The organism is Halorubrum orientale (assembly GCF_059623105.1).
In genome coordinates, this window is record NZ_JBSPSR010000010.1 from 1 (window position 1) to 17,672 (window position 17,672).

The 17,672-nt window shown below is 66.5% G+C and carries 16 protein-coding genes and 1 pseudogene; 7 read left to right on the forward strand and 10 right to left on the reverse strand.

Annotation, left to right across the window (positions count from 1 at the left end; all coding sequences use genetic code 11):
• Both ACWUI7_RS11955 and rnz read right to left on the reverse strand, forming a co-directional pair.
• Nucleotides 1-154: pseudogene (locus ACWUI7_RS11955) on the reverse strand (RNA-guided endonuclease TnpB family protein); the annotation flags it as partial.
• A 505-nt stretch (nt 155-659) separates the two neighbouring features.
• On the reverse strand, nt 660-1,592 hold the full coding sequence (gene rnz, locus ACWUI7_RS11960) for a ribonuclease Z (RefSeq protein WP_496642451.1): 933 nt from the start codon (nt 1,590-1,592) through the stop codon (nt 660-662).
• A gap of 166 nt (nt 1,593-1,758) precedes the next feature.
• On the opposite strand from rnz, the gene ACWUI7_RS11965 reads away from it, so the two are divergent.
• The 3 genes from ACWUI7_RS11965 (at nt 1,759) to ACWUI7_RS11975 (ending at nt 5,048) form a co-directional block, all read left to right on the forward strand.
• Nucleotides 1,759-2,028, forward strand: coding sequence for a DUF7538 family protein (locus tag ACWUI7_RS11965; RefSeq protein ID WP_496642452.1), 270 nt, complete (start codon nt 1,759-1,761; stop codon nt 2,026-2,028).
• A gap of 221 nt (nt 2,029-2,249) precedes the next feature.
• Entirely contained in the window at nt 2,250-4,199 is a 1,950-nt protein-coding gene (locus ACWUI7_RS11970) for an ABC transporter ATP-binding protein (RefSeq protein ID WP_496642453.1), read from the forward strand.
• A gap of 81 nt (nt 4,200-4,280) precedes the next feature.
• Entirely contained in the window at nt 4,281-5,048 is a 768-nt protein-coding gene (locus tag ACWUI7_RS11975; RefSeq protein WP_496642454.1) for a creatininase family protein, read from the forward strand.
• Nucleotides 5,049-5,052: 4 nt separating this feature from the next.
• On the opposite strand, the gene ACWUI7_RS11980 is transcribed toward ACWUI7_RS11975, so the two are convergent.
• The 3 genes from ACWUI7_RS11980 to mdh all read right to left on the reverse strand — a co-directional run bounded on the left by ACWUI7_RS11980 (nt 5,053) and on the right by mdh (nt 7,090).
• Nucleotides 5,053-5,337 carry a DUF7967 family protein gene (locus ACWUI7_RS11980; RefSeq protein ID WP_496642455.1) on the reverse strand — a complete coding sequence of 95 codons (285 nt, stop codon included), beginning with the start codon at nt 5,335-5,337 and terminating at the stop codon, nt 5,053-5,055.
• A 378-nt stretch (nt 5,338-5,715) separates the two neighbouring features.
• Nucleotides 5,716-6,114 carry a DUF5790 family protein gene (locus ACWUI7_RS11985; RefSeq protein ID WP_496642456.1) on the reverse strand — a complete coding sequence of 133 codons (399 nt, stop codon included), beginning with the start codon at nt 6,112-6,114 and terminating at the stop codon, nt 5,716-5,718.
• Nucleotides 6,115-6,178: 64 nt separating this feature from the next.
• Entirely contained in the window at nt 6,179-7,090 is a 912-nt protein-coding gene (mdh, locus tag ACWUI7_RS11990; RefSeq protein ID WP_496642457.1) for a malate dehydrogenase, read from the reverse strand.
• Nucleotides 7,091-7,245: 155 nt separating this feature from the next.
• Between mdh and ACWUI7_RS11995 the strand changes: the two genes are divergently transcribed.
• Nucleotides 7,246-7,839 (forward strand): DUF7474 family protein, encoded by a 594-nt coding sequence (locus tag ACWUI7_RS11995; RefSeq protein WP_496642504.1) that lies wholly within the window; start codon nt 7,246-7,248, stop codon nt 7,837-7,839.
• An 88-nt stretch (nt 7,840-7,927) separates the two neighbouring features.
• Here the strand turns inward: ACWUI7_RS11995 and ACWUI7_RS12000 are convergent, their stop codons facing one another.
• The gene (locus tag ACWUI7_RS12000) at nt 7,928-8,203 is read right to left on the reverse strand and encodes a DUF6360 family protein (RefSeq protein WP_496642458.1); all 276 of its coding nucleotides are present in this window, start codon (nt 8,201-8,203) and stop codon (nt 7,928-7,930) included.
• Between the two features lie 5 nt (nt 8,204-8,208).
• Nucleotides 8,209-10,323, reverse strand: a complete 2,115-nt coding sequence (gene nasA / locus ACWUI7_RS12005; RefSeq protein ID WP_496642459.1) for an assimilatory nitrate reductase NasA — start codon at nt 10,321-10,323, stop codon at nt 8,209-8,211.
• A 283-nt stretch (nt 10,324-10,606) separates the two neighbouring features.
• Here nasA and ACWUI7_RS12010 point away from each other — a divergent pair, with 283 nt between their 5' ends.
• Nucleotides 10,607-11,905: an MFS transporter gene (locus ACWUI7_RS12010; protein WP_496642505.1), complete on the forward strand. Its 1,299-nt coding sequence runs from the start codon at nt 10,607-10,609 to the stop codon at nt 11,903-11,905.
• Between the two features lie 40 nt (nt 11,906-11,945).
• Nucleotides 11,946-13,721 (forward strand): histidine kinase N-terminal 7TM domain-containing protein, encoded by a 1,776-nt coding sequence (locus ACWUI7_RS12015; RefSeq protein WP_496642460.1) that lies wholly within the window; start codon nt 11,946-11,948, stop codon nt 13,719-13,721.
• Here the strand turns inward: ACWUI7_RS12015 and ACWUI7_RS12020 are convergent.
• Complete coding sequence (locus ACWUI7_RS12020; RefSeq protein ID WP_496642461.1) at nt 13,690-14,433, reverse strand: DNA polymerase sliding clamp; 744 nt, start codon at nt 14,431-14,433, stop codon at nt 13,690-13,692. The two genes, ACWUI7_RS12015 and ACWUI7_RS12020, sit on opposite strands and share 32 nt — an antisense overlap.
• 175 nt (nt 14,434-14,608) lie before the next feature.
• Entirely contained in the window at nt 14,609-15,988 is a 1,380-nt protein-coding gene (locus ACWUI7_RS12025; RefSeq protein ID WP_496642462.1) for a phosphoglucomutase/phosphomannomutase family protein, read from the reverse strand.
• 192 nt (nt 15,989-16,180) lie between these two features.
• On the opposite strand from ACWUI7_RS12025, the gene ACWUI7_RS12030 reads away from it, so the two are divergent.
• Nucleotides 16,181-16,549 carry a rhodanese-like domain-containing protein gene (locus ACWUI7_RS12030; RefSeq protein ID WP_496642463.1) on the forward strand — a complete coding sequence of 123 codons (369 nt, stop codon included), beginning with the start codon at nt 16,181-16,183 and terminating at the stop codon, nt 16,547-16,549.
• A gap of 220 nt (nt 16,550-16,769) precedes the next feature.
• Here the strand turns inward: ACWUI7_RS12030 and argF are convergent, their stop codons facing one another.
• Complete coding sequence (gene argF / locus ACWUI7_RS12035) at nt 16,770-17,669, reverse strand: ornithine carbamoyltransferase (RefSeq protein ID WP_496642464.1); 900 nt, start codon at nt 17,667-17,669, stop codon at nt 16,770-16,772.
• Between the last annotated feature and the right edge of the window lie 3 nt (nt 17,670-17,672).

A 17,672-nucleotide genomic window follows, 5' to 3' on the forward strand; every position in this document is an offset into this window, starting at 1 on the left:
TGTTGGTCTTACACTCAGTGTAGGAGGTGTCGGACCAACAGTAGTCGGCGGTTCGGTTCGCGCAGTACAGGTATTGCTCGGCGGTTCGGCGGAGTGCGTTGCGTTGCTCGTCGGAAACAACGAGCTTCACGACGGGGGTTCGACGCACATCCATGTCTTCAGAGAGTACTCAACGGTACTTATAGGCTTGGGAGTCGGTCGGTCGCAGTGTAGCGGTTGTGTAGTCCCATGTCGGTTTCCTCCCCGACCTACTCGCTCACTCCGTTCGCTCCTTGAGGTCGGGGGCTCCACCTCGAAAATGCTGAGCCCAAAGCAACAGCTGTTCGCTGCCATCCTCTGACAGAAGGGGGAGTGAACGGGTGATACCGTGAACCGACCGTTCGATCTACTCTCGTTCCCCCGGATCCACGTTACACACGCGCAGGCCACCAACGCAACGGTGGTAGCCTACGGTGATTCCCCCCAAAATGACGTTCATAGCAGATGGTATTGAACCGCACGTCATCATATGATTATCGTATAAACAGACAAACAAGAGCGGCGAGTCCAACCACCTGAGAGCGGTCCGTTGTCATCGGCGGTGTCAGGGGTGATAGCTACATGACTGGGTCTAGAATCGCCACGGCCGTCGCGTGATTGGTCGCTCTACGGTTCCCCACTCACGAGGTCGCGTCCGGAAACGACACCCGTATCTCGGTGCCGTCGTCCGGGAGGAGGCACGCGCCGTCGAACGCCTCCTGTGCGTCCTGCCGGATCGCCGACGCGTCGCCGGCGTACCGCGAGGAGATGTGAACCAATGCCAGCCGAGCGACGTCGGCCCGGCGCGCGATCGTCCCGGCCTCCCGACCCGTTGAGTGGGCGGTCTCGCGGGCGCGACCGGCCATGTCGTCGGCGAACGTCGCGTCGTGGATCAACAGATCGGCTCCCTCGGCGACCGCGACCGTCTCGTCTATCGGGCGGGTGTCTGCGGTGTACACGAGCGTCCGGCCGGGCCGCGGCGGGCCGACGACCTGCTCGGGTTCGACCACGGTGCCGTCCTCAAGTTCGACGGTCTCACCAGCGTGGAGCCGACCGAACGCGGGGCCGACTGGGACGCCGAGCTCCTCGGCGTGAGGGCGGTCGAACCGGCCCTTCCGGTCGTCCTCGGCGAGGGCGTACCCTTGCGAGCGCGTGCGGTGGGCCGTCTCGAAGGCGGACACCGTGTACGCGTCGGCCTCGTAGGCGACCTCGCCCGGCGCGACCTCCTCGATCCGCACGGGAAACCGCGGCTGGTGGCCCGCCGCGTGGACCAGCGCGTCGAGGTCCCCGCTCGTGCCCGGCGGACAGTAGATCGTGAGCGGCTCGGTGCGGTCGGTGAACCCGAGCGTCTGGACGAGCCCCGGGATGCCGAGGATGTGGTCGCCGTGGAGGTGCGAGACGAAGATCCGGTCGACGCCGAAGCCGGTCCCGAAGCGCATCATCCCACGCTGGGTGCCCTCGCCGCAGTCAAACAGCAGGTGGTCGCCCTCGCGGTTGACGAAGAGGGCGCTCGGGGCGCGCTCGGTGGTCGGAACGGCCCCGCCCGTCCCGAGGAACGTGACGCGAAGAGACATATCCGCCCTGTGGCCGGCGCCGGTTTACCCCTTTCGAGCCGGCCGTGTGGGTCGAGCCACCGGTGTGTGCCGACCCGGCCGGGACCGTCACCCGTATCTACTCTTCGCATGGCGTCTCGACGCGTTCGGTCGAAGCCGACATGTGTCCGCCGTCCCGACGGGAGCCATGCGCGATTCGATCGCCGGACTGGTGAAACAGGAGGGCTGGCGCAGCGAGGGGGTGGCCGCCCGCGTCCACTACGATGGCGGTGGGGACCGATTCGCCATCGAGTTCTACGCGGGTACCGAGGTCGTCGTCTACTGGACGGTTCCAGACGAGTCCGAGTCCGCCACGCCGGTTCCCCGCGAGGCGATTCCAGATCCCCTCCGGCGGCGGATCCGCGACGACCTCGCGGCGGCCGGCGTCGACCCCGACGTAGAACGCCAACCGGTGTGAGCGGCTGCGGACAGCTGTGACACGAATCGACTAGTCGACACACGGCCAGTCGGCACACGGCCAGTCGACACACGGCCAGTCGGCACACGGCCAGTCGACACACGGCCAGTCGGCACACGGCCGGCCAATACCCCACGTCGTCGGGCAGCTCGGGCTGTCACCGCAGCGCCACATCGACCGCCGAAGCCAACCTATTTCCCCGCTAGACTGGTACAACTGGTATGAGCGGTTCCGCGCCCCCGGACGAGGACGACCCGTTCGAGGCGCAACGTGAAGCCGTCGAGAATCCAATGAAGCGGCTGTTTCTCGCGTACGGTCGGCCCTACCTCCCACAGGTGAGCGTCGGGGTCGTCGCCAGCATCGCGGCCAGATTTCTCGATCTCCTCCCGCCGTTGATGCTCGGCATCGCCATCGACGCGATCTTCTACGAGGACGCCCGGTTTGGCGACCAGGTCCCCCTCGTCGTCGTTCCCGACGCGTGGCTTCCGGTCGGTCGCACCGAGCAGTTCTGGTTCACCGTCGCCGTCATCGGCGGGGCGTTCGTGCTCGGTGCGGGCTTTCACTGGGTGCGCAACTGGGGCTTCAACGTGTTCGCCCAGCACGTCCAACACGACGTCCGAACCGACACGTACGACCAGATGCAACGGCTGAACATGGGCTTTTTCGCCGACAAACAGACCGGCGAGATGATGTCGATCCTCTCGAACGACGTGAACCGACTGGAGCGGTTCCTCAACGACGGGATGAACTCGTTGTTCCGGCTCTCCGTGATGGTCGTCGGCATCGGCGGACTGCTGGTCTGGATCAACCCACAACTCGCACTCGTGGCGTTGTTTCCCGTCCCCATCATCGCCGGCTTCACCTACCTCTTCATCAAGATCATTCAGCCGAAGTACGCCGCGGTGCGGTCGTCCGTCGGCCAGCTCAACTCGCGACTCGAGAACAACCTTGGCGGGATCCAGGTCATCAAGTCGTCGAACACGGAGCCGTACGAGTCCGACCGCGTCGACGACGTCTCGATGGAGTACTTCGACGCGAACTGGGACGCCATCCGCACCCGGATCACGTTCTTCCCGGCGCTCCGTGTGCTCGCTGGAATCGGGTTCGGCCTTACTTTCGTCGTCGGCGGACTGTGGGTATTCCGCGGAACCGCCCCGGGCCCGTTCACCGGCGACCTCTCGGTCGGGATGTTCGTCGTGTTCATCCTCTACACCCAGCGGTTCATCTGGCCGATGGCACAGTTCGGCCAGATCATCAACATGTACCAGCGAGCGCGGGCCTCCTCGGCACGGATCTTCGGGCTGATGGACGAGCCAGGGAGACTCGATCAGGACCCAGACGCCGCAGACCTCGTCGTCGAGTCCGGCCGCGTCGTCTACGACGACGTCTCGTTCGGCTACGACGAAGAGCCGATCCTGACCGACGTCGACTTTACCGTCGAGGGCGGCGAGACGCTCGCGCTCGTCGGGCCGACCGGCGCCGGTAAGTCGACCGTCCTCAAGCTGCTGCTTCGCATGTACGACGTCGACGAGGGGGCGATCCGCATCGACGGCCAAGACGTCGCCGACGTCTCGCTCCGGTCGTTGCGCGCCGCGATCGGGTACGTGGGGCAGTCGTCGTACCTGTTTTACGGCACCGTTCGCGAGAATATCGCGTACGGGACGTTCGAGGCGACCGACGCGGAGATCCGCGAGGCGGCCGAGGTAGCCGAGGCACACGCGTTCATCCAGAATCTGCCGGACGGCTACGACACGATGGTCGGCGAGCGGGGCGTGAAGCTCTCCGGCGGGCAGCGTCAACGAATCACCATCGCGCGAGCGGTGCTCAAAGACCCCAACGTGCTCGTCCTCGACGAGGCAACCTCCGACGTCGACACCGAGACGGAGATGCTCATCCAGCGGTCGATAGACCGGCTCACCACGGACCGGACCACGTTCGCGATCGCCCACCGGCTCTCGACGGTGAAAGACGCCGACACGATCCTCGTCTTGGAGGGCGGCGAGGTCGTCGAACGCGGCACGCACGAGGAGCTGCTGGCGATCGACGGACTCTACGCGCACCTATGGGGCGTCCAAGCGGGTGAGATCGAAGAGCTACCTCAGACGTTTATCGAACGTGCACAAGAGCGGACCGCACAGCTGCTCGAAGACGCCGAGAGCGACGACGACTGAGCAAAGCCGAATGAGCGGCGATGCGACTGTGAGCCGAGAGCGACCGCCGACTATACCACACCGCGGCGACGACGAGTGGCTATGAACCTCGCCGAGTCGACCTGGACCGAGGTCAGGGACGCCGACGTCGACGTGGCGTTCCTGCCGGTCGGGAGCACCGAACAGCACGGGCCGCACGCCCCGCTCGCAACCGACGCCGTGACCGCGACCGCGGTTGCGGAGGCGGCCGCAGCGAGGTACGAGGGTGTCGCGGACGAAGCCACCGCAGGCGAGGACGAGGCGACCGCTCGCGGGGAGGCGCTCGTGACGCCGACGGTCCCGGTCGGGGTCTCCGAGGAGCACCGGGCGTTCGACGGGACGATGTGGGTCTCACCGGACGCGTTTCGGGCGTACGTCCGCGAGGCGGCCGCGTCGCTCGGCGCAAGCGGCATCAACCGGATCGTCTTCGTGAACGGACACGGGGGCAACGTCGAGGCGCTCGCAACGGTCGCCCGTCGGTTCTCGCGCGACCCGGCCCACGACGGCTACGGCGTCGCATTCACCTGGTTCGAGGCGGTCGGTGAGCACACGAGCGAGATGGGTCACGCCGGCCCACTCGAGACCGCGCTCTTGCGGGCGGTACACCCAGAGCTCGTCCGCGAGGACGCTGTCGAGGGGGCCTGCGAGGGGGGGGCCGACCGCTGGGGCGAGTGGGTCGCAGGCGTGAATCTCGCACACGACGTGGACGCGTTTAGCGACAACGGGGTCGTCGGGGACCCGACCGCCGGTGACGCCGCACGCGGCGAGGAACTGCTCACGCTTGCAAGCGACGCACTCTGTGCGCTGGCGGTCGCTGTCGTCGATCGGTAGTGGCTCAGATAACGTCCTCGGGATCGTGTGCCTGCTGCATTCGTCGTGCTTCCGTGGCGTACTGATCTTCAAGGCTCGGATCGGCGACGCGACCGAGTTCTCCGGCGGTGGCCTCAACGGCTGCAGTGGTGTCTCTGACGTCCGAAAACGAGGTGAGTGCGCGCTCTTTGCGGAGGTATTGCTCGCCGTCTGGGGTCGCGTAGGTGAGGATCACGATGTTCTGTTCGTCATCAGAGTAGGTCCGCTCGACGAGCCAAACGCACGTCGTCTCACGTGAAGTGTCTCCCATACGACATCGTCTGTTGACCAGCGGTTAAGTCGTTGTGGGGGGGTCCAGCGAGCGCACAATCCACACCAACACCCTGCTGTGGCGCGCGCCTCGCAGACCGCCGAAGGCGGGCTCGCGAGCGCGTGCGAGGGATGAGCGAGTCGCCGCAGGCGACGAGCGAGTCGGCTGGGGAGGGTGTGGCCAACTGGTGTCCGGATGTCGCGGAGTCGTGTTGTCTACCCATCTACCACACGCGTATGGAATCAGCTGAGGAGGGTGTGGCTAATACGCGCCCGGGTATCGCGGAGTCGTCTTGCTCACACACTCACCGCCATACACGTATTGGGGAAGATGTGGCGGTAATTGGTGCCCTGTGACCAGCACGACCGCATATGGCACCTACTCGTCGTCGACCGCATCCTGGAGCGCACCACGAATCGCGGGCACCGTCCCAGTGAGCGAGGCCGCCTCCTCAGCAGCCGTCTCGATATCACCGACGAGCGACTCGATCGCCGCGATCTCGGCTTCGAGATCGTCCGCGTCGTCGAAGGCGTCAGCACGCTCACCGAGGACGTACGCCTTCTTCGCCGACCGAACGTGCTTGACAGCGTCGCCGACGTCGAGCGCCGATTTGAGGCCGTTGAGCGCCCCGAGCACGTTGTCGGCGTCGGTCGTCCACACGTCGTCTGGGTCCGGAAGCTCCTCGCGGGCCGCAGCGAGGTGGTCGTGTACTTCTGCGCGGGTCTCTTCTGCGGCCTCGCCGAACAGGTCGTCGTCGTCGAACGTCGACTGACTCATATCGGAGTGCTCGCGCCGGCGGGGCTTATACTCCGGCCCGAAAGCGAAAGTGAACGCGGCGTGCTCAGGCGATCTCGTCGTACTGTTCAGAGAGCTTCTCGGCAGCCGCATCGAGGAGCTCGGTCTCGTAGTCGTCGAGCTCCCACTCGACGACCTCCTCAATGCCGTCCGAGCCGAGCTTTGCCGGGACGCCGAGCGCGGTGTCCTCGTAGCCGTACTCGCCGTCGAGGACGACAGAGCACGGGAGCACCTCGCCGGTGTCTTTGAGGATCGCCTCGACGGTGTGAGCAACACCGGTCGCAGGCCCCCACTGGGTCGCGCCCTTGCGGCTGATCACATCCATCGCCGACTCCTGAAGATCGGCGATAATCGCCTCCTTCTCGTCGTCGAACGACGGGTCGCGGCCGTCGACCCGTACCTTCGAGAACACCGGCGCCTGTGCGTCGCCGTGCTCGCCGAGGATCGTGGCCTCAACGTTCTTCACCGGCGCGTCGAACCGCTCGGCGAGGACGTAGCGGAATCGCGCGGAGTCGAGTCGACCGCCGAAGCCGACAACCTGGTGGCGGTCGCGGTCGCCCGCCTCGTAGAGGTGCCGGTTGAGCAAGTCGACCGGGTTGGAGGTGGTGACGGTGACGAAGTCGTCGTTGTACTCGGCCAGCTGCGCGCCGATGTCGGCCATGATCGGGGCGTTGTCGCCGGCGAGGTCGATGCGGGTCTGTCCCTCCTGACGGGGGATACCCGCCGTGATCACGACGACGTCGGAGCCGGCAGTGTCCGCGTACTCGCCCTGGCTGACGGTCGTGTTCGCGTCGTACGCGACACCATGGTTCGTATCGGCCGCTTGGCCGATCGTCGTCTCCCGCTGGTCGGGAATGTCGACGAAGACGAGTTCGTCGACCACGTCACGCAGTGCGAGGTTGTAGCCGGCGGCGGCTCCGACGGTCCCTGCCGCGCCGATCACGCTGACCTTTGTCATCTCAGCTTATACCGCGGCCGGCCGGTGAGTAAACGTTTCGGAAGCCGAGAGCGACGGACCGACATCCGCAGGACCGCTCGTCACGAAGCGACACCCAGCACGAGACGACACCCGTCGCGAAACGACTAACTCCCGTGGGTGCTGACGACTACTTCGTGCCGACGTTCCGTTACCCGTGTCCGGGCTGTCGGACGACGAACAGCCTCCACGATGCCGACTGCGCGTTCGAGGGCGTGAGCTGGCCGACCGTCGAGAAGGCGTACACGGATCTCCTCGCCGTGTTGACCACGACACCGGACGGGCTCACGGAGTCAGCCCTACGCCCTGCGGTCGACGCCGAGTGGGACGGCCTACACAAGGCCGCGCTCGGTACGCTCGAACGCGAGCAGCGCGTGGTGCGAGACAATGGGCAGCTCAGACTGCTCACCGCCGCGGAGTTCAAAGAGCGCGTCTCGGAGCCGACCCGCGAACCGATGCGAACCGTGTACGAGCGCGGTTCGGTCCCGGGATGTCACGACAACGCCGTCTTCGCGATGGTCGCGTGGTACGAGATGGTCGGGCTCTCCTGGGAGGAGACGAAAGCCAACGTCGTCGAGTGGCTCCAAATCTCGGGCGCGTGGGACCGCGGCGGGTTCGAAGAGTCCACGCCCGAGGAGCTCGTCGAGTCGAAACGCCACGTGTACGACGCCGGATACGGGTGGAAAGAGAAGGGGACGGCCGCGAAGCGGGTCATCGAACGCCACGGGTGAGCGGCCCGCGACTCCCGCCGTCGGCGTTCGCCCCCGCACCTACCCGAGCGACGAGCCGGTGCGATCGTCGCGAGAGACGCCCCAGCTGTCAGCCCTCGTCTGCCTCGTCTGCGTACCGCTCGAGGTCCGCGGCGAGCGACCGGGCCTGGGTAGGCGACAGCCGAACCCGGTCGGCGTGGGCGGGTATCGCCTCGGTCTCGACGAGGTCGAGCTCGACGCCGAGCGTCACCCGGTTCGGATGGGCGTCGGCGACGGAGACGTCCACCACGCCGTCGGTGACGAGCGACGTCTCGGCCGTCGCGACGTCCGCTGTGACCGGGTCGAGCGTCGTGTATGCTGTAACGGAGAGGATGCGACGCGACATCGGGATTAGTCGTCCGCAGCCGAGGAGCGCGGAGCGCGTTCGGCGTGGTCGCCGGCGATCGGGTCGAGCGCGACCGCACACTGTTTGAAGTTCGGCTCGTGCGAGCGGGGGTCCGTCACCGGAAGCGTGAGGGCGTTCGTCGCTGGGTGGTGGATCGGAAGCCACACCATCCCGGTCGGGACCGCCGGATCGACGGTGACTTCGACGGGTACCGTCGCACGACGCGAGGACACCCGTGCGAACGTCCCCGACGCGCCCTCGGCCGGCTCACACGACGGGGTGTCGGCGGCGACGGACGCTGCGGTGTCCGGGTGCACTCTGGCGACCGGGTGCGCCGTCGTCTCTGCGTCGCGCGAGCGGACACCGGTGTTGTACGCGTCCGGCTCGCGAGCCGTCGTGAGCGTGAGCGGGTACGCGTCGTCAACGGGCTCGGGAACGCCAGTGTGTGTCGCCGTCGAGAAGCGAGCGCGACCCGAGGGCGTCTCGAAGGCCCACTCGCCGGCTGCGTAGTACTGGTACCCGCCCTCGGAGACGGCCGACGGCGCCGGCCATCGCACGGCCAGCTCGCGGTCGAGCCGGTCGTGGCTGATCCCCGAGAGGTCGGCCGGCGTCCCCGCGGTGAGCGCGGCGAGCTCGTCGAAGACGGCCGACGGCGTGGTCGCCGGAAACAGCCCGGGGGCGATCGACTCGCCGATCGTGGTGATGATGTCGAGGTCCGTCCGAATGCCCGGTGTGAGCGAAGATACGGGGCGCACCCGCGAGACGCGTCGTTCCATGTTGATCGCCGTGCCGTCTGTCTCCCCCCACGTTGCAGCCGGGAGCACGACGTCTGCGAGCTCTGTCGTCTCCGTGTGAAACGCGTCTTGAACGACGAGAAACGCGTCCGCCAAGCGGTCCGTAGCGACTGAGGCGTCGGGAAGCCCGGCTGCAGGATTCGTCGCGACGGCCCACACCGTCTCCACCGGACCGTCGGCGATCGCCGCGACGGTTTCGACCGGACCAGGACCGGGGTCGTCCGGGAGCCGCTCGACGGGGGTATCCCACGCGTCTGCGATCATCTGGCGTGTTGCCGGGTCGCTGAACGGCTGCATCCCCGGCCACGTGCCCTTCGACGAGCAGACGCGGGTGCCCATGGAGTTGGCCTGGCCGGTCAGCGAGAACGGACCACTCCCCGGCCCCATGTTTCCCGTCGCCAGACACAAGTCGATGAGCGCCCCCGCGGTCGCGGTTCCCTGCGCGCTCTGATTGACACCCATGCCCCAGTAGACGAGCGTCTCGTCGGTGAGCGCGGCAGCGAGCCGGTCGACCGCCGACACGGAGACGCCCGCGGTTGCGGCCGCGTCGGCGACGTCAGGGAGTGTCGCTCTCAGCGAAGCGAACCCAGTCGTCGACCGGTCGATGAACGCCTCGTCGGTGTCGTCGCGCTCAACGACGCAGGCGAGCACGGCCCGAGCGAGCGCGAGATCGGTGCCGGGTGCAAGGGTGACGTGTTCGTCGCTCTCGTCGGCAGTCTGGGTCGCCACCGGGTCAACGACGATGAGACAGCTGTCGTCGGCGTCGGCGCTCGCATCGATCCAGCGGAACATCACGGGGTGTGCGACCGCCGGGTTCGCCCCCCAGACGAGGTGTGTTCGCGCGTCGTCGATGTCGTCGTACGTCGGCGGCGGCGCGTCACTGCCGAACGCGTCGTAATACGCGGTGACCGCACTCGCCATACACAGGGTCGTGTTGGCGTCGTAGTATCGGGTACCGAGCCCACCACGAGCCACCTTGCCGAGCGCGTACGCCGCCTCGGTCGTCTGCTGGCCACTGCCTAAGACGGCAATTCCATCCGGCGAACGCGAGCGCGCCGAAGAAAACGCAGAGAGTACTTCACTGAGAGCAACGTCCCAGGTGGTCGGTTGGAGGACCCCATCTCGTCGAACGTGCGGCCGCCTCAGCCTGTCTCCGCCCGGATCCTGCGTCTCGTCAATGCCGCGCGCACACGCGAGTCCACGGCTCGCCGGGTGTGCATTGTCACCGCGAACAGCGTCGATGCCGTACCCGGAGTCGGTAGGGTCGGTGCGGTGGCCACAGCCGACCGCACACCGCATGCACGTGGTTGGGACAGAGTCGTTCATCACACACCCGAAGTAGTTACTTTGTTGTTCGGTGCCGTCGCTCGAAACGGTTGCGATACGTCACCCAGTGGTCTTGTCGGGGATACACCAGAGACCACCGGACCAGGCGCCGACGATCGGGATGGCCCGACCATCAGAGACCCACACGCGGTCTCCGGCGTGGGTGGACAGAGATTAATATGTCAGTGCCGAACGAGTAGGTATCACACACGATGTTGCCGTGACGACCCTGGCGGCGCCGTCGTGTGACACGGAGGGGTACGACATGAACAGTCCATTACCGATGACGAAGTACCGAACGCTACTGCTTGCGACGGTTGGATTCAATTTCTCGTTTCTTATCTGGTTCTCGTTCGCTCCGTTCACCGGGCCGATGGCCGAGGAGTTCGGGCTGTCACTCGCCGAGATCGGCGTGTTGGCTAGCGCGGCGATCTGGCTCGCCCCGTTCGGCCGCATCCTTACTGGGTGGCTCTCGGACCGGTTCGGGGCGCCGGTCATCTTCGCGATCGTGCTCGCATACGTCGGCGTGTTCTCAATATGGAGTGCGTTCGCCGAGTCGTACACGGTGTTCTTCGCGACACGACTGATCGTGGCGACTGCCGGCATCACGTTCGTAATCGGAATCCAGCACGTCTCAGAGTGGTTCGAAGCCGACGGGTTGGGAACCGCAGAAGGAATCTACGCAGGGATTGGAAACGCGGGTGCGGCTGGCGGGGCGCTCATTCTCCCGCGCGTGTTTCCCACCGGGTGGAACGGCCCCCTGTTCTCGACCAACTGGCGCGCCGCGTTCTTTTACACCGGTGTCGTGTCGATTCTGCTTGCAGGAGTATACTACGTCTTCGGTGAGGCCGCAAAGAATGAACAAAAACGCGTCGCGACAAAACAGAAGGCGACCCTCAGTGAGTGGCTCTTCACCGCAACGCGGTACGGAACAGTCGTATTGGCGTTCGCATACGTGATGACGTTCGGTCTCGAACTATCGATGAACGGGTGGCTTGCGACGTACTACCGCGAGGGGTTCAACACCGACGACCTCGTGCTGGCGTCCACATTCGCCGCGACATTCTCTATTGCGGCCGGACTGTTGCGCCCGTTCGGCGGGTACATAAGTGACGTAGTGGCACGGAACGAGACGAACATTCTTCCGGTGTTCGAAGGACGCTACCGCGAACAGTGGACGTTCCTCTCGCTGTGTATGGTCTTCGTGACGATGCTCGGCATGACGGTCGCCGGCTTGAGCGGGCAGGTGTTACTCGCCGTTGGCGTCGGCTTTCTCGTCGGGATGGGATGTGCGTTCGCCGAGGGCGCAATCTTCGCACAGGTGCCAGCAATGTTCCCGAACAGCTCCGGCGCGGTCGCCGGCGTCGTTGGCGGGGTGGGCACCGTCGGCGGGGTCGTCTACCCGCTCGTGTACGCGGCACCGTTTTTGCCGAACCTGCACATTGGCTACTCGGTCGTTGCCCTGTCTATGATACCAATCTTGTTGTTGACGGCCTGGGTCTTCCAGCCAACGGTCGCGGCACGAGCGACCGACGACGGGTTCGTCAGCCGAGACGAGGGCGTCTCGGTGGCTGACGACTAAAAAAAGAGCATTTAGGCGCACACAGTTCGTACCATTTTGTGTGACTGCCGGCTCACTCCTCGCGTGGCCGACGATCGGCTCGTTTGCCGGCGGCATCGGGGCGATCGGGCTCGCACTCGGTCTCCGCAGACACCGAGGCCGCCCCGGCGTCGACTGGTTCCTGGGAGTGTTCGCCGCACAGGCGACGTGGTGTCTCTCGTACGGCGCGGGGCTGCTCGTCGACCAGCGGCTCGCCCGGGCCGCACTCGAGGCTACGACGTGGATCGGCATCGTCTGGACCGGTATCGCGTTTCTCGGCTTCGCGCTGGGCTACACCGGTCGGAGCGACGTAATACAAAGTCGGCTGTTCACCGGCGTCCTCGGCTTCGGCGCGCTCTCGACGCTCCTCGTCGCGACAAACGCGACTCACGGTCTCGTCTGGACTGGGCTGCGGATCGACCCCGTCTTCGGCGTCTCGACCGTGTCGTACACGCTCGGCCCGTGGGCCGTCCTCGTCGTCGCGGTTGAAACGGTGCTCGTCGCCAGCGGGGTCTTCCTCCTCGTCGACACGCTGCTCAGTTACGGTCCGTTGTACAAACGCGAGAGCGCTGCGGTCGCGCTGAGCTCGCTGCCGCCCGGACTCGCGCTCATCGGCTGGACGCTCGGTGTCGGACCGGTCCCCCAGCTTCAGCTGGCACCGGTGTTATTCGTCCCACACGCCCTCCTCGACGCGTACGCGTTTCGTCGCGCGGCGATGTTCGAGCGGCACCCGACGACCAGCCGTGCTGCAGAGCGCACAGCGATCGACGACCTCGACGACCCGATTGCGGTGCTCGCGCTCGACCGCCGCGTCGTCCGTCTCAATCCCGCCGCCGAACGGGTGTTCAAATGTAAGACCGAAGCCGCCCGCGAGCGTCCGATCGACGAGATCATCGACGCACCGATCGATCTCGAGACGGACGGAGCGACCATCGCGCTCGACGTCGACGGCGTGACCCGGAGCTACCAGCTGTCCGTCTCACGGCTGACGGATCCGAGTGCGGCCCACGTCGGCTACACCGTCGTCCTCTCTGAGGTCACCGAACGCGAGCGGCGACGACAGCGACTCGAGGTGCTCACCCGAGTGCTCCGACACAACCTCCGGAACGACGCCGGCGTGCTCACGGGGTACGGGGAGTTGTTGGCAGACCGGCTCGACGACCCCGAACTCGTGAGGATGGCAGACGCGATCGAACGCCGGGCCGACGCACTCGCCGGGCTCGGTGAGAAGGCGAGCACCGTCGACTCGGTACTCGCCGCGGGCACCCCCGTCACGGTCGACGTGCGCGAGGAGGCCGGCGCCGTCGTCACAGCCGCCCGCGAGCGCGAACCAAATGCGTCCATCGAGTGCGTCGTCGACGACTCGACGACGACGATACGGGCCAGACGGGACGCGGTTCGGGCGATGCTCGAGAACGCAGTCGAGAACGCGCTCGAACACCACGACGGCGAGGGGACAGAGCGCGACGGCGGCGGGGCGTGGGCGCGGGTTACGCTCCGGACCGCGGCGACGGACGGGGGTGACGACGGAGACGGAGACGGAGACGGAACTAGACTCGAGATCGTCGTCGAAGACGACGGACCGGGCATCCCAGACCACGAGGTGGCGGCGATCGAGTCGGGACGCGAGACGGCCCTCGAGCACGGCTCAGGGCTGGGACTGTGGGTGATCGAGTGGAGCGCGAGTGCACTCGGCGCGACGGTAACCTACGCGGATCGGACGCCTCGGGGGACGCGGGTGACGATCCGGCTACCGACGACAACCGTCAGTCGCTCTGGATCCGAGGCGCCAACATGAACGTCACCTGACCTAACCCCTCACCGAAGCCGTAGTGCAGCTTCACTGGGAACTCCTCGCCAAGCTCGACGGTGACCTCGGCGTCGCCGGGGATCGCCTTGTTCATATCCTTGAGGTAGTCGAGACTGAACAACGAGTCGGCTGGACCGGCGGTGAGCGCGATGAGGTCTTCACGGGTGAGCTTGAGGTCGACGTCGTCTGTATCGCCCTCGGCTTCGATGAGGAACGCCTCGTCGGCCTCGGCGACGCGCAGACGGATGTGGTCCGACACCATATCGGCGGCCGTGACACCGCGGTCGAGCTGTGCGCCCTCAACGACGATCTCGGCCGAGAGGTCGAGCTCGGGGATGTCTGGCTCCTGGCGGATCGACTCGGGGTCGATGAGCGCGAGTGTGTAGGACAAGCCGTCGATCTCGATGTGGAGCTTGCGGGTCTCCTCGTCGAGTTCGAGGTGGATCAGATCACCGGAGCCGGCCATCCCGGCGATGTCCTCGAGCCGGGCAAGGTTTACCCCGATGACGCCGCCGTCGGCGTCGTACGACTCGAAGGCGGCGGCCTCGAGTGTGAGATCGACCATGCCGACGTTGGCGGGGTCGACGGCGCGGATCGAGAGGGCGTCCTCGTTCAGGCGGATCTTACACTCGTCGACCAGCACGCTGACCGAGTCGAGCGCGTCCTGCAGCGTCGACGCGCCCACGATGGCCTTGAACATATACCCTCGGCTACGGCGGTATCCCCTAAAAACCCACCCAATCGGGGCTCGGACCGCGGCGCGGGGTCGGCAGGCACTCAACGACAATCACCGAACCCGGATCGACCCGACAACTCGGACCGACAGTTCGGATCGACAACTCGGACCGACCCGCACCGACTCGACAGCCGTAGCCTCACACGAGCGGATCGACGAGAGCGCGACCGGCCGCGAGCAGCGTGTCGACACGGTCGTCCGTCTCCGCTTCCGCGTACACTCGAAGCTTCGGCTCCGTCCCGGACGGGCGCACGAGCAGCCACGAGCCGTCGGCCAACAGCAGTTTGAACCCGTCAAGCGTGACGACCTCGGCCACCGACTGCCCCCCGACAGCTTCCGGGATGTGGTCGTCGAGCGCGGTGAGCACGCCCGCTTTGCGGTCATCAGGACAGTCGATCGAGACCTTCCCGGCCGCGATCGTTCCGTGCTCGTCTAGGAGGCGATCGACCCGGTCGTCGAACGGCTCCGCGCCCGCCGCGTCCGCCGCGATCAGCGCCATCAACACCCCATCTTTCTCGCGGACGTGTCCGCGAACGGAGAACCCACCGGACTCTTCGCCGCCGAAGAGCGCGTCGTGCTCACGCATCGCCTCAGCGACCCACTTGAACCCGACCGGCGTTTCGAACACCGTCTCACCGTGTGCTTCGGCTATCCGATCGATGAGGAACGTCGTCGACACGGTCCGAACTGCAGGACCAGTATCCGACTCGAGCAGCCGGTCATAACAGGCGGAATAAAAGAGATTGGCGTCGAGCACGCCGCGCTCGGGCGTCACCACGGCGATCCGGTCGGAGTCGCCGTCGTTGGCCACCCCGAGGTCGATATCGTTCTCCAGGTCGGTCACCAACGCGGCGAGCTCATCGAGGTGCTCGGCGTTCGGCTCCGGCGGCTCCCCACCGAACGTCGGGTCGCGGTCACAGCGCAGCCGGACCACCGACGCGCCCGCCGACTCAAGCAGCGCGTCGGTCACCCCACGGCCGCTGCCGTGCATCGCGTCGTACGCTACAGTGAGCCCGTCGAGATTGGCGTCGACGAGCTCCCGGGCGGCCGCGGCGTGGCCCCGCACGAAGTCGTGTCGCTGGACGGTCCCGCGCTCGGCTTCGGGTCGAAGGTCGGGCGTCGCCAGCCGATCGACGATGTCCTCGGTCACGGCCGGCAGCGCCGGGGCGCCGTCACTCGGAATGAACTTCACGCCGTTGTACTCCGGGGGGTTGTGCGAGGCCGTCACCATGCACGCGCCCGCGAGCCCCTCCGCGACGATGGCGTGGGCAACGAGCGGGGTGGGGACGTCTCGATCCGGCAGGAGGACGTCGAAGCCGTTGCCCGCGAGCACCGCTGCGAGACTCTCGGCGAATCCCTCGCTCGTCTCGCGGGCGTCGTAGCCCACGGCGACCGGCTCGTCGTGACCAGCCGCATCGAGGTGGTCGGCGACCGCCTGCCCGACGATACGCACGCGATCGTCGGTGAAGGTGTCGAGCGTCGCGCGCCAGCCGTCTGTGCCGAAAGAAATGGCGTCCATGCGCAAGGTGTCGGCGGCTGGGCACATAATGGGCGGTGTCGAATTCGGCGTGGTATCAAATTCGGCGTAGTGTTGCGTCTAGCGTTGTGTCGCGTCCAGCGTGGTATTGTATCCGACGGCCGTATGCTCGACGCAGATGGTCTGGGGACACAGAGCGGTACGGCTTTGGACGCGAACCTCGAATCACGGGTGATGAGTCGAATTCGCCCTGACGAGCTTGCGGGTCGCTTGGACGCCGGCGACGACCCGTTTCTGTTGGACATCCGCCCCGAGTCGGCCTACGACTCGAACGCGATCGACGGGAGCCACAACCTCCCGGTATACACCGATCTTGGCTGCGGCGACGAGTCGTCGCTCCGTGCGCGCCTCGATGAGGTTCCTGACGACCGAGAAGTGGTCGTCGTCTGCAAGATGGGTATCGTCGCCAAGCGCGCGACCGCGATGCTCGAATCGGCGGGATACGACGCCCGGACGCTTGCTGGAGGGATGAGCGGATGGAGCGGGTACCAGCGCGGGTCACTCGGGTACACGCTCCGGTCACTGTGGTGGAAGCTCCGGTAGCGACGGCCGGGACGCGAACGCCACACGCCTCCCCAGCCTCGCACCGACCGCACCGCCGGAACCGCGGCGGCGCGGCCCGGTGCTCCCTCGCGCGAGACGCTCGCGACTGGTGTCGCTCGCGTGATCGCGCGCCGGGTGGGCGGTCAGCTGACCGACGCCACGCCGATCGGACGGACGACCCGTCGCAGTCGTCTCATGTGTCGCACTCCTCTTATGTGTCTCACTCGTCTGCGAGCAGCTCGACGAGTAGCGCGTTCTGGGCGTGCATTCGGTTTTCCGCCTGGTCCCAGACGAGCGCGCGGTCCGACTCCAACACGTCGTCTGTGATCTCCTCGCCGCGGTGGGCAGGCAGACAGTGCATTACTGACGCGTCGGTCCCAGCGAGCAGGTCGGCATTCACCTGGAACCCGTCGAACGCCGAGAACTTCTCCGCACGCTCGGCCTCCTGACCCATCGAGATCCAGACGTCGGTGTAGACGACGTCGGCGTCGGCGACGACGTGTTCTGGGTCCGTCGTCGGCTCGATATCCGCGCCGAAGGCGGCCGCCCGGTCGAACACTGCGGGGTCCATCCCGTAGTCGGCGGGCGTCGCGACAGCCACGTCGATCCCGGCCATCGCCGCGCCGACCACGAACGACTGGCCAACGTTGTTGCCGTCACCGACCCACGCGACGGTCGCGTCCGAGCCGACCGACTCCCGGATCGTGAGGAGGTCCGCGAGGGTCTGACACGGGTGTGCCTCATCCGTGAGGCCGTTTATTACCGGACAGTCGGCGTACTCGGCGAGTACCTCGGCGTCGGCGTGATCGAAGAGCCGGGCCATCACGGCGTCGACGTACCGACCGAGCACGCGCGCGGTATCGCGAAGCGGCTCGCCATGGCCGAGCTGGATGTCGTCCGGGCCGAGGAACATCGCGTGACCGCCGAGCCGCGACATTCCCGTCTCGAAGGAGACGCGGGTTCGCGTCGACGGCTTCTCGAATATCATCCCGAGCGTTCGGTCGCGAAGCTGCGGGTCGACCCCGCCAGCTTTGAGCGCAGCAGCACGGTCTATCAGCGCGTCGAGCTCCGCGGGCGTCACGTCGTCGATGTCGAGGAAGTCGGTGGTGTGGAGTGGCATGGT

What these genes read in the sequence shown, in the direction of transcription:
- rnz (WP_496642451.1), bottom strand. Translation starts at nt 1,592, where the DNA reads ATGTCTCTTCGCGTCACGTTCCTCGGGACGGGCGGGGCCGTTCCGACC.
- ACWUI7_RS11965 (WP_496642452.1), top strand. Translation starts at nt 1,759, where the DNA reads ATGCGCGATTCGATCGCCGGACTGGTGAAACAGGAGGGCTGGCGCAGC.
- ACWUI7_RS11970 (WP_496642453.1), top strand. Translation starts at nt 2,250, where the DNA reads ATGAGCGGTTCCGCGCCCCCGGACGAGGACGACCCGTTCGAGGCGCAA.
- ACWUI7_RS11975 (WP_496642454.1), top strand. Translation starts at nt 4,281, where the DNA reads ATGAACCTCGCCGAGTCGACCTGGACCGAGGTCAGGGACGCCGACGTC.
- ACWUI7_RS11980 (WP_496642455.1), bottom strand. Translation starts at nt 5,337, where the DNA reads ATGGGAGACACTTCACGTGAGACGACGTGCGTTTGGCTCGTCGAGCGG.
- ACWUI7_RS11985 (WP_496642456.1), bottom strand. Translation starts at nt 6,114, where the DNA reads ATGAGTCAGTCGACGTTCGACGACGACGACCTGTTCGGCGAGGCCGCA.
- mdh (WP_496642457.1), bottom strand. Translation starts at nt 7,090, where the DNA reads ATGACAAAGGTCAGCGTGATCGGCGCGGCAGGGACCGTCGGAGCCGCC.
- ACWUI7_RS12000 (WP_496642458.1), bottom strand. Translation starts at nt 8,203, where the DNA reads ATGTCGCGTCGCATCCTCTCCGTTACAGCATACACGACGCTCGACCCG.
- nasA (WP_496642459.1), bottom strand. Translation starts at nt 10,323, where the DNA reads ATGAACGACTCTGTCCCAACCACGTGCATGCGGTGTGCGGTCGGCTGT.
- ACWUI7_RS12010 (WP_496642505.1), top strand. Translation starts at nt 10,607, where the DNA reads ATGACGAAGTACCGAACGCTACTGCTTGCGACGGTTGGATTCAATTTC.
- ACWUI7_RS12020 (WP_496642461.1), bottom strand. Translation starts at nt 14,433, where the DNA reads ATGTTCAAGGCCATCGTGGGCGCGTCGACGCTGCAGGACGCGCTCGAC.
- ACWUI7_RS12025 (WP_496642462.1), bottom strand. Translation starts at nt 15,988, where the DNA reads ATGGACGCCATTTCTTTCGGCACAGACGGCTGGCGCGCGACGCTCGAC.
- ACWUI7_RS12030 (WP_496642463.1), top strand. Translation starts at nt 16,181, where the DNA reads ATGAGTCGAATTCGCCCTGACGAGCTTGCGGGTCGCTTGGACGCCGGC.
- argF (WP_496642464.1), bottom strand. Translation starts at nt 17,669, where the DNA reads ATGCCACTCCACACCACCGACTTCCTCGACATCGACGACGTGACGCCC.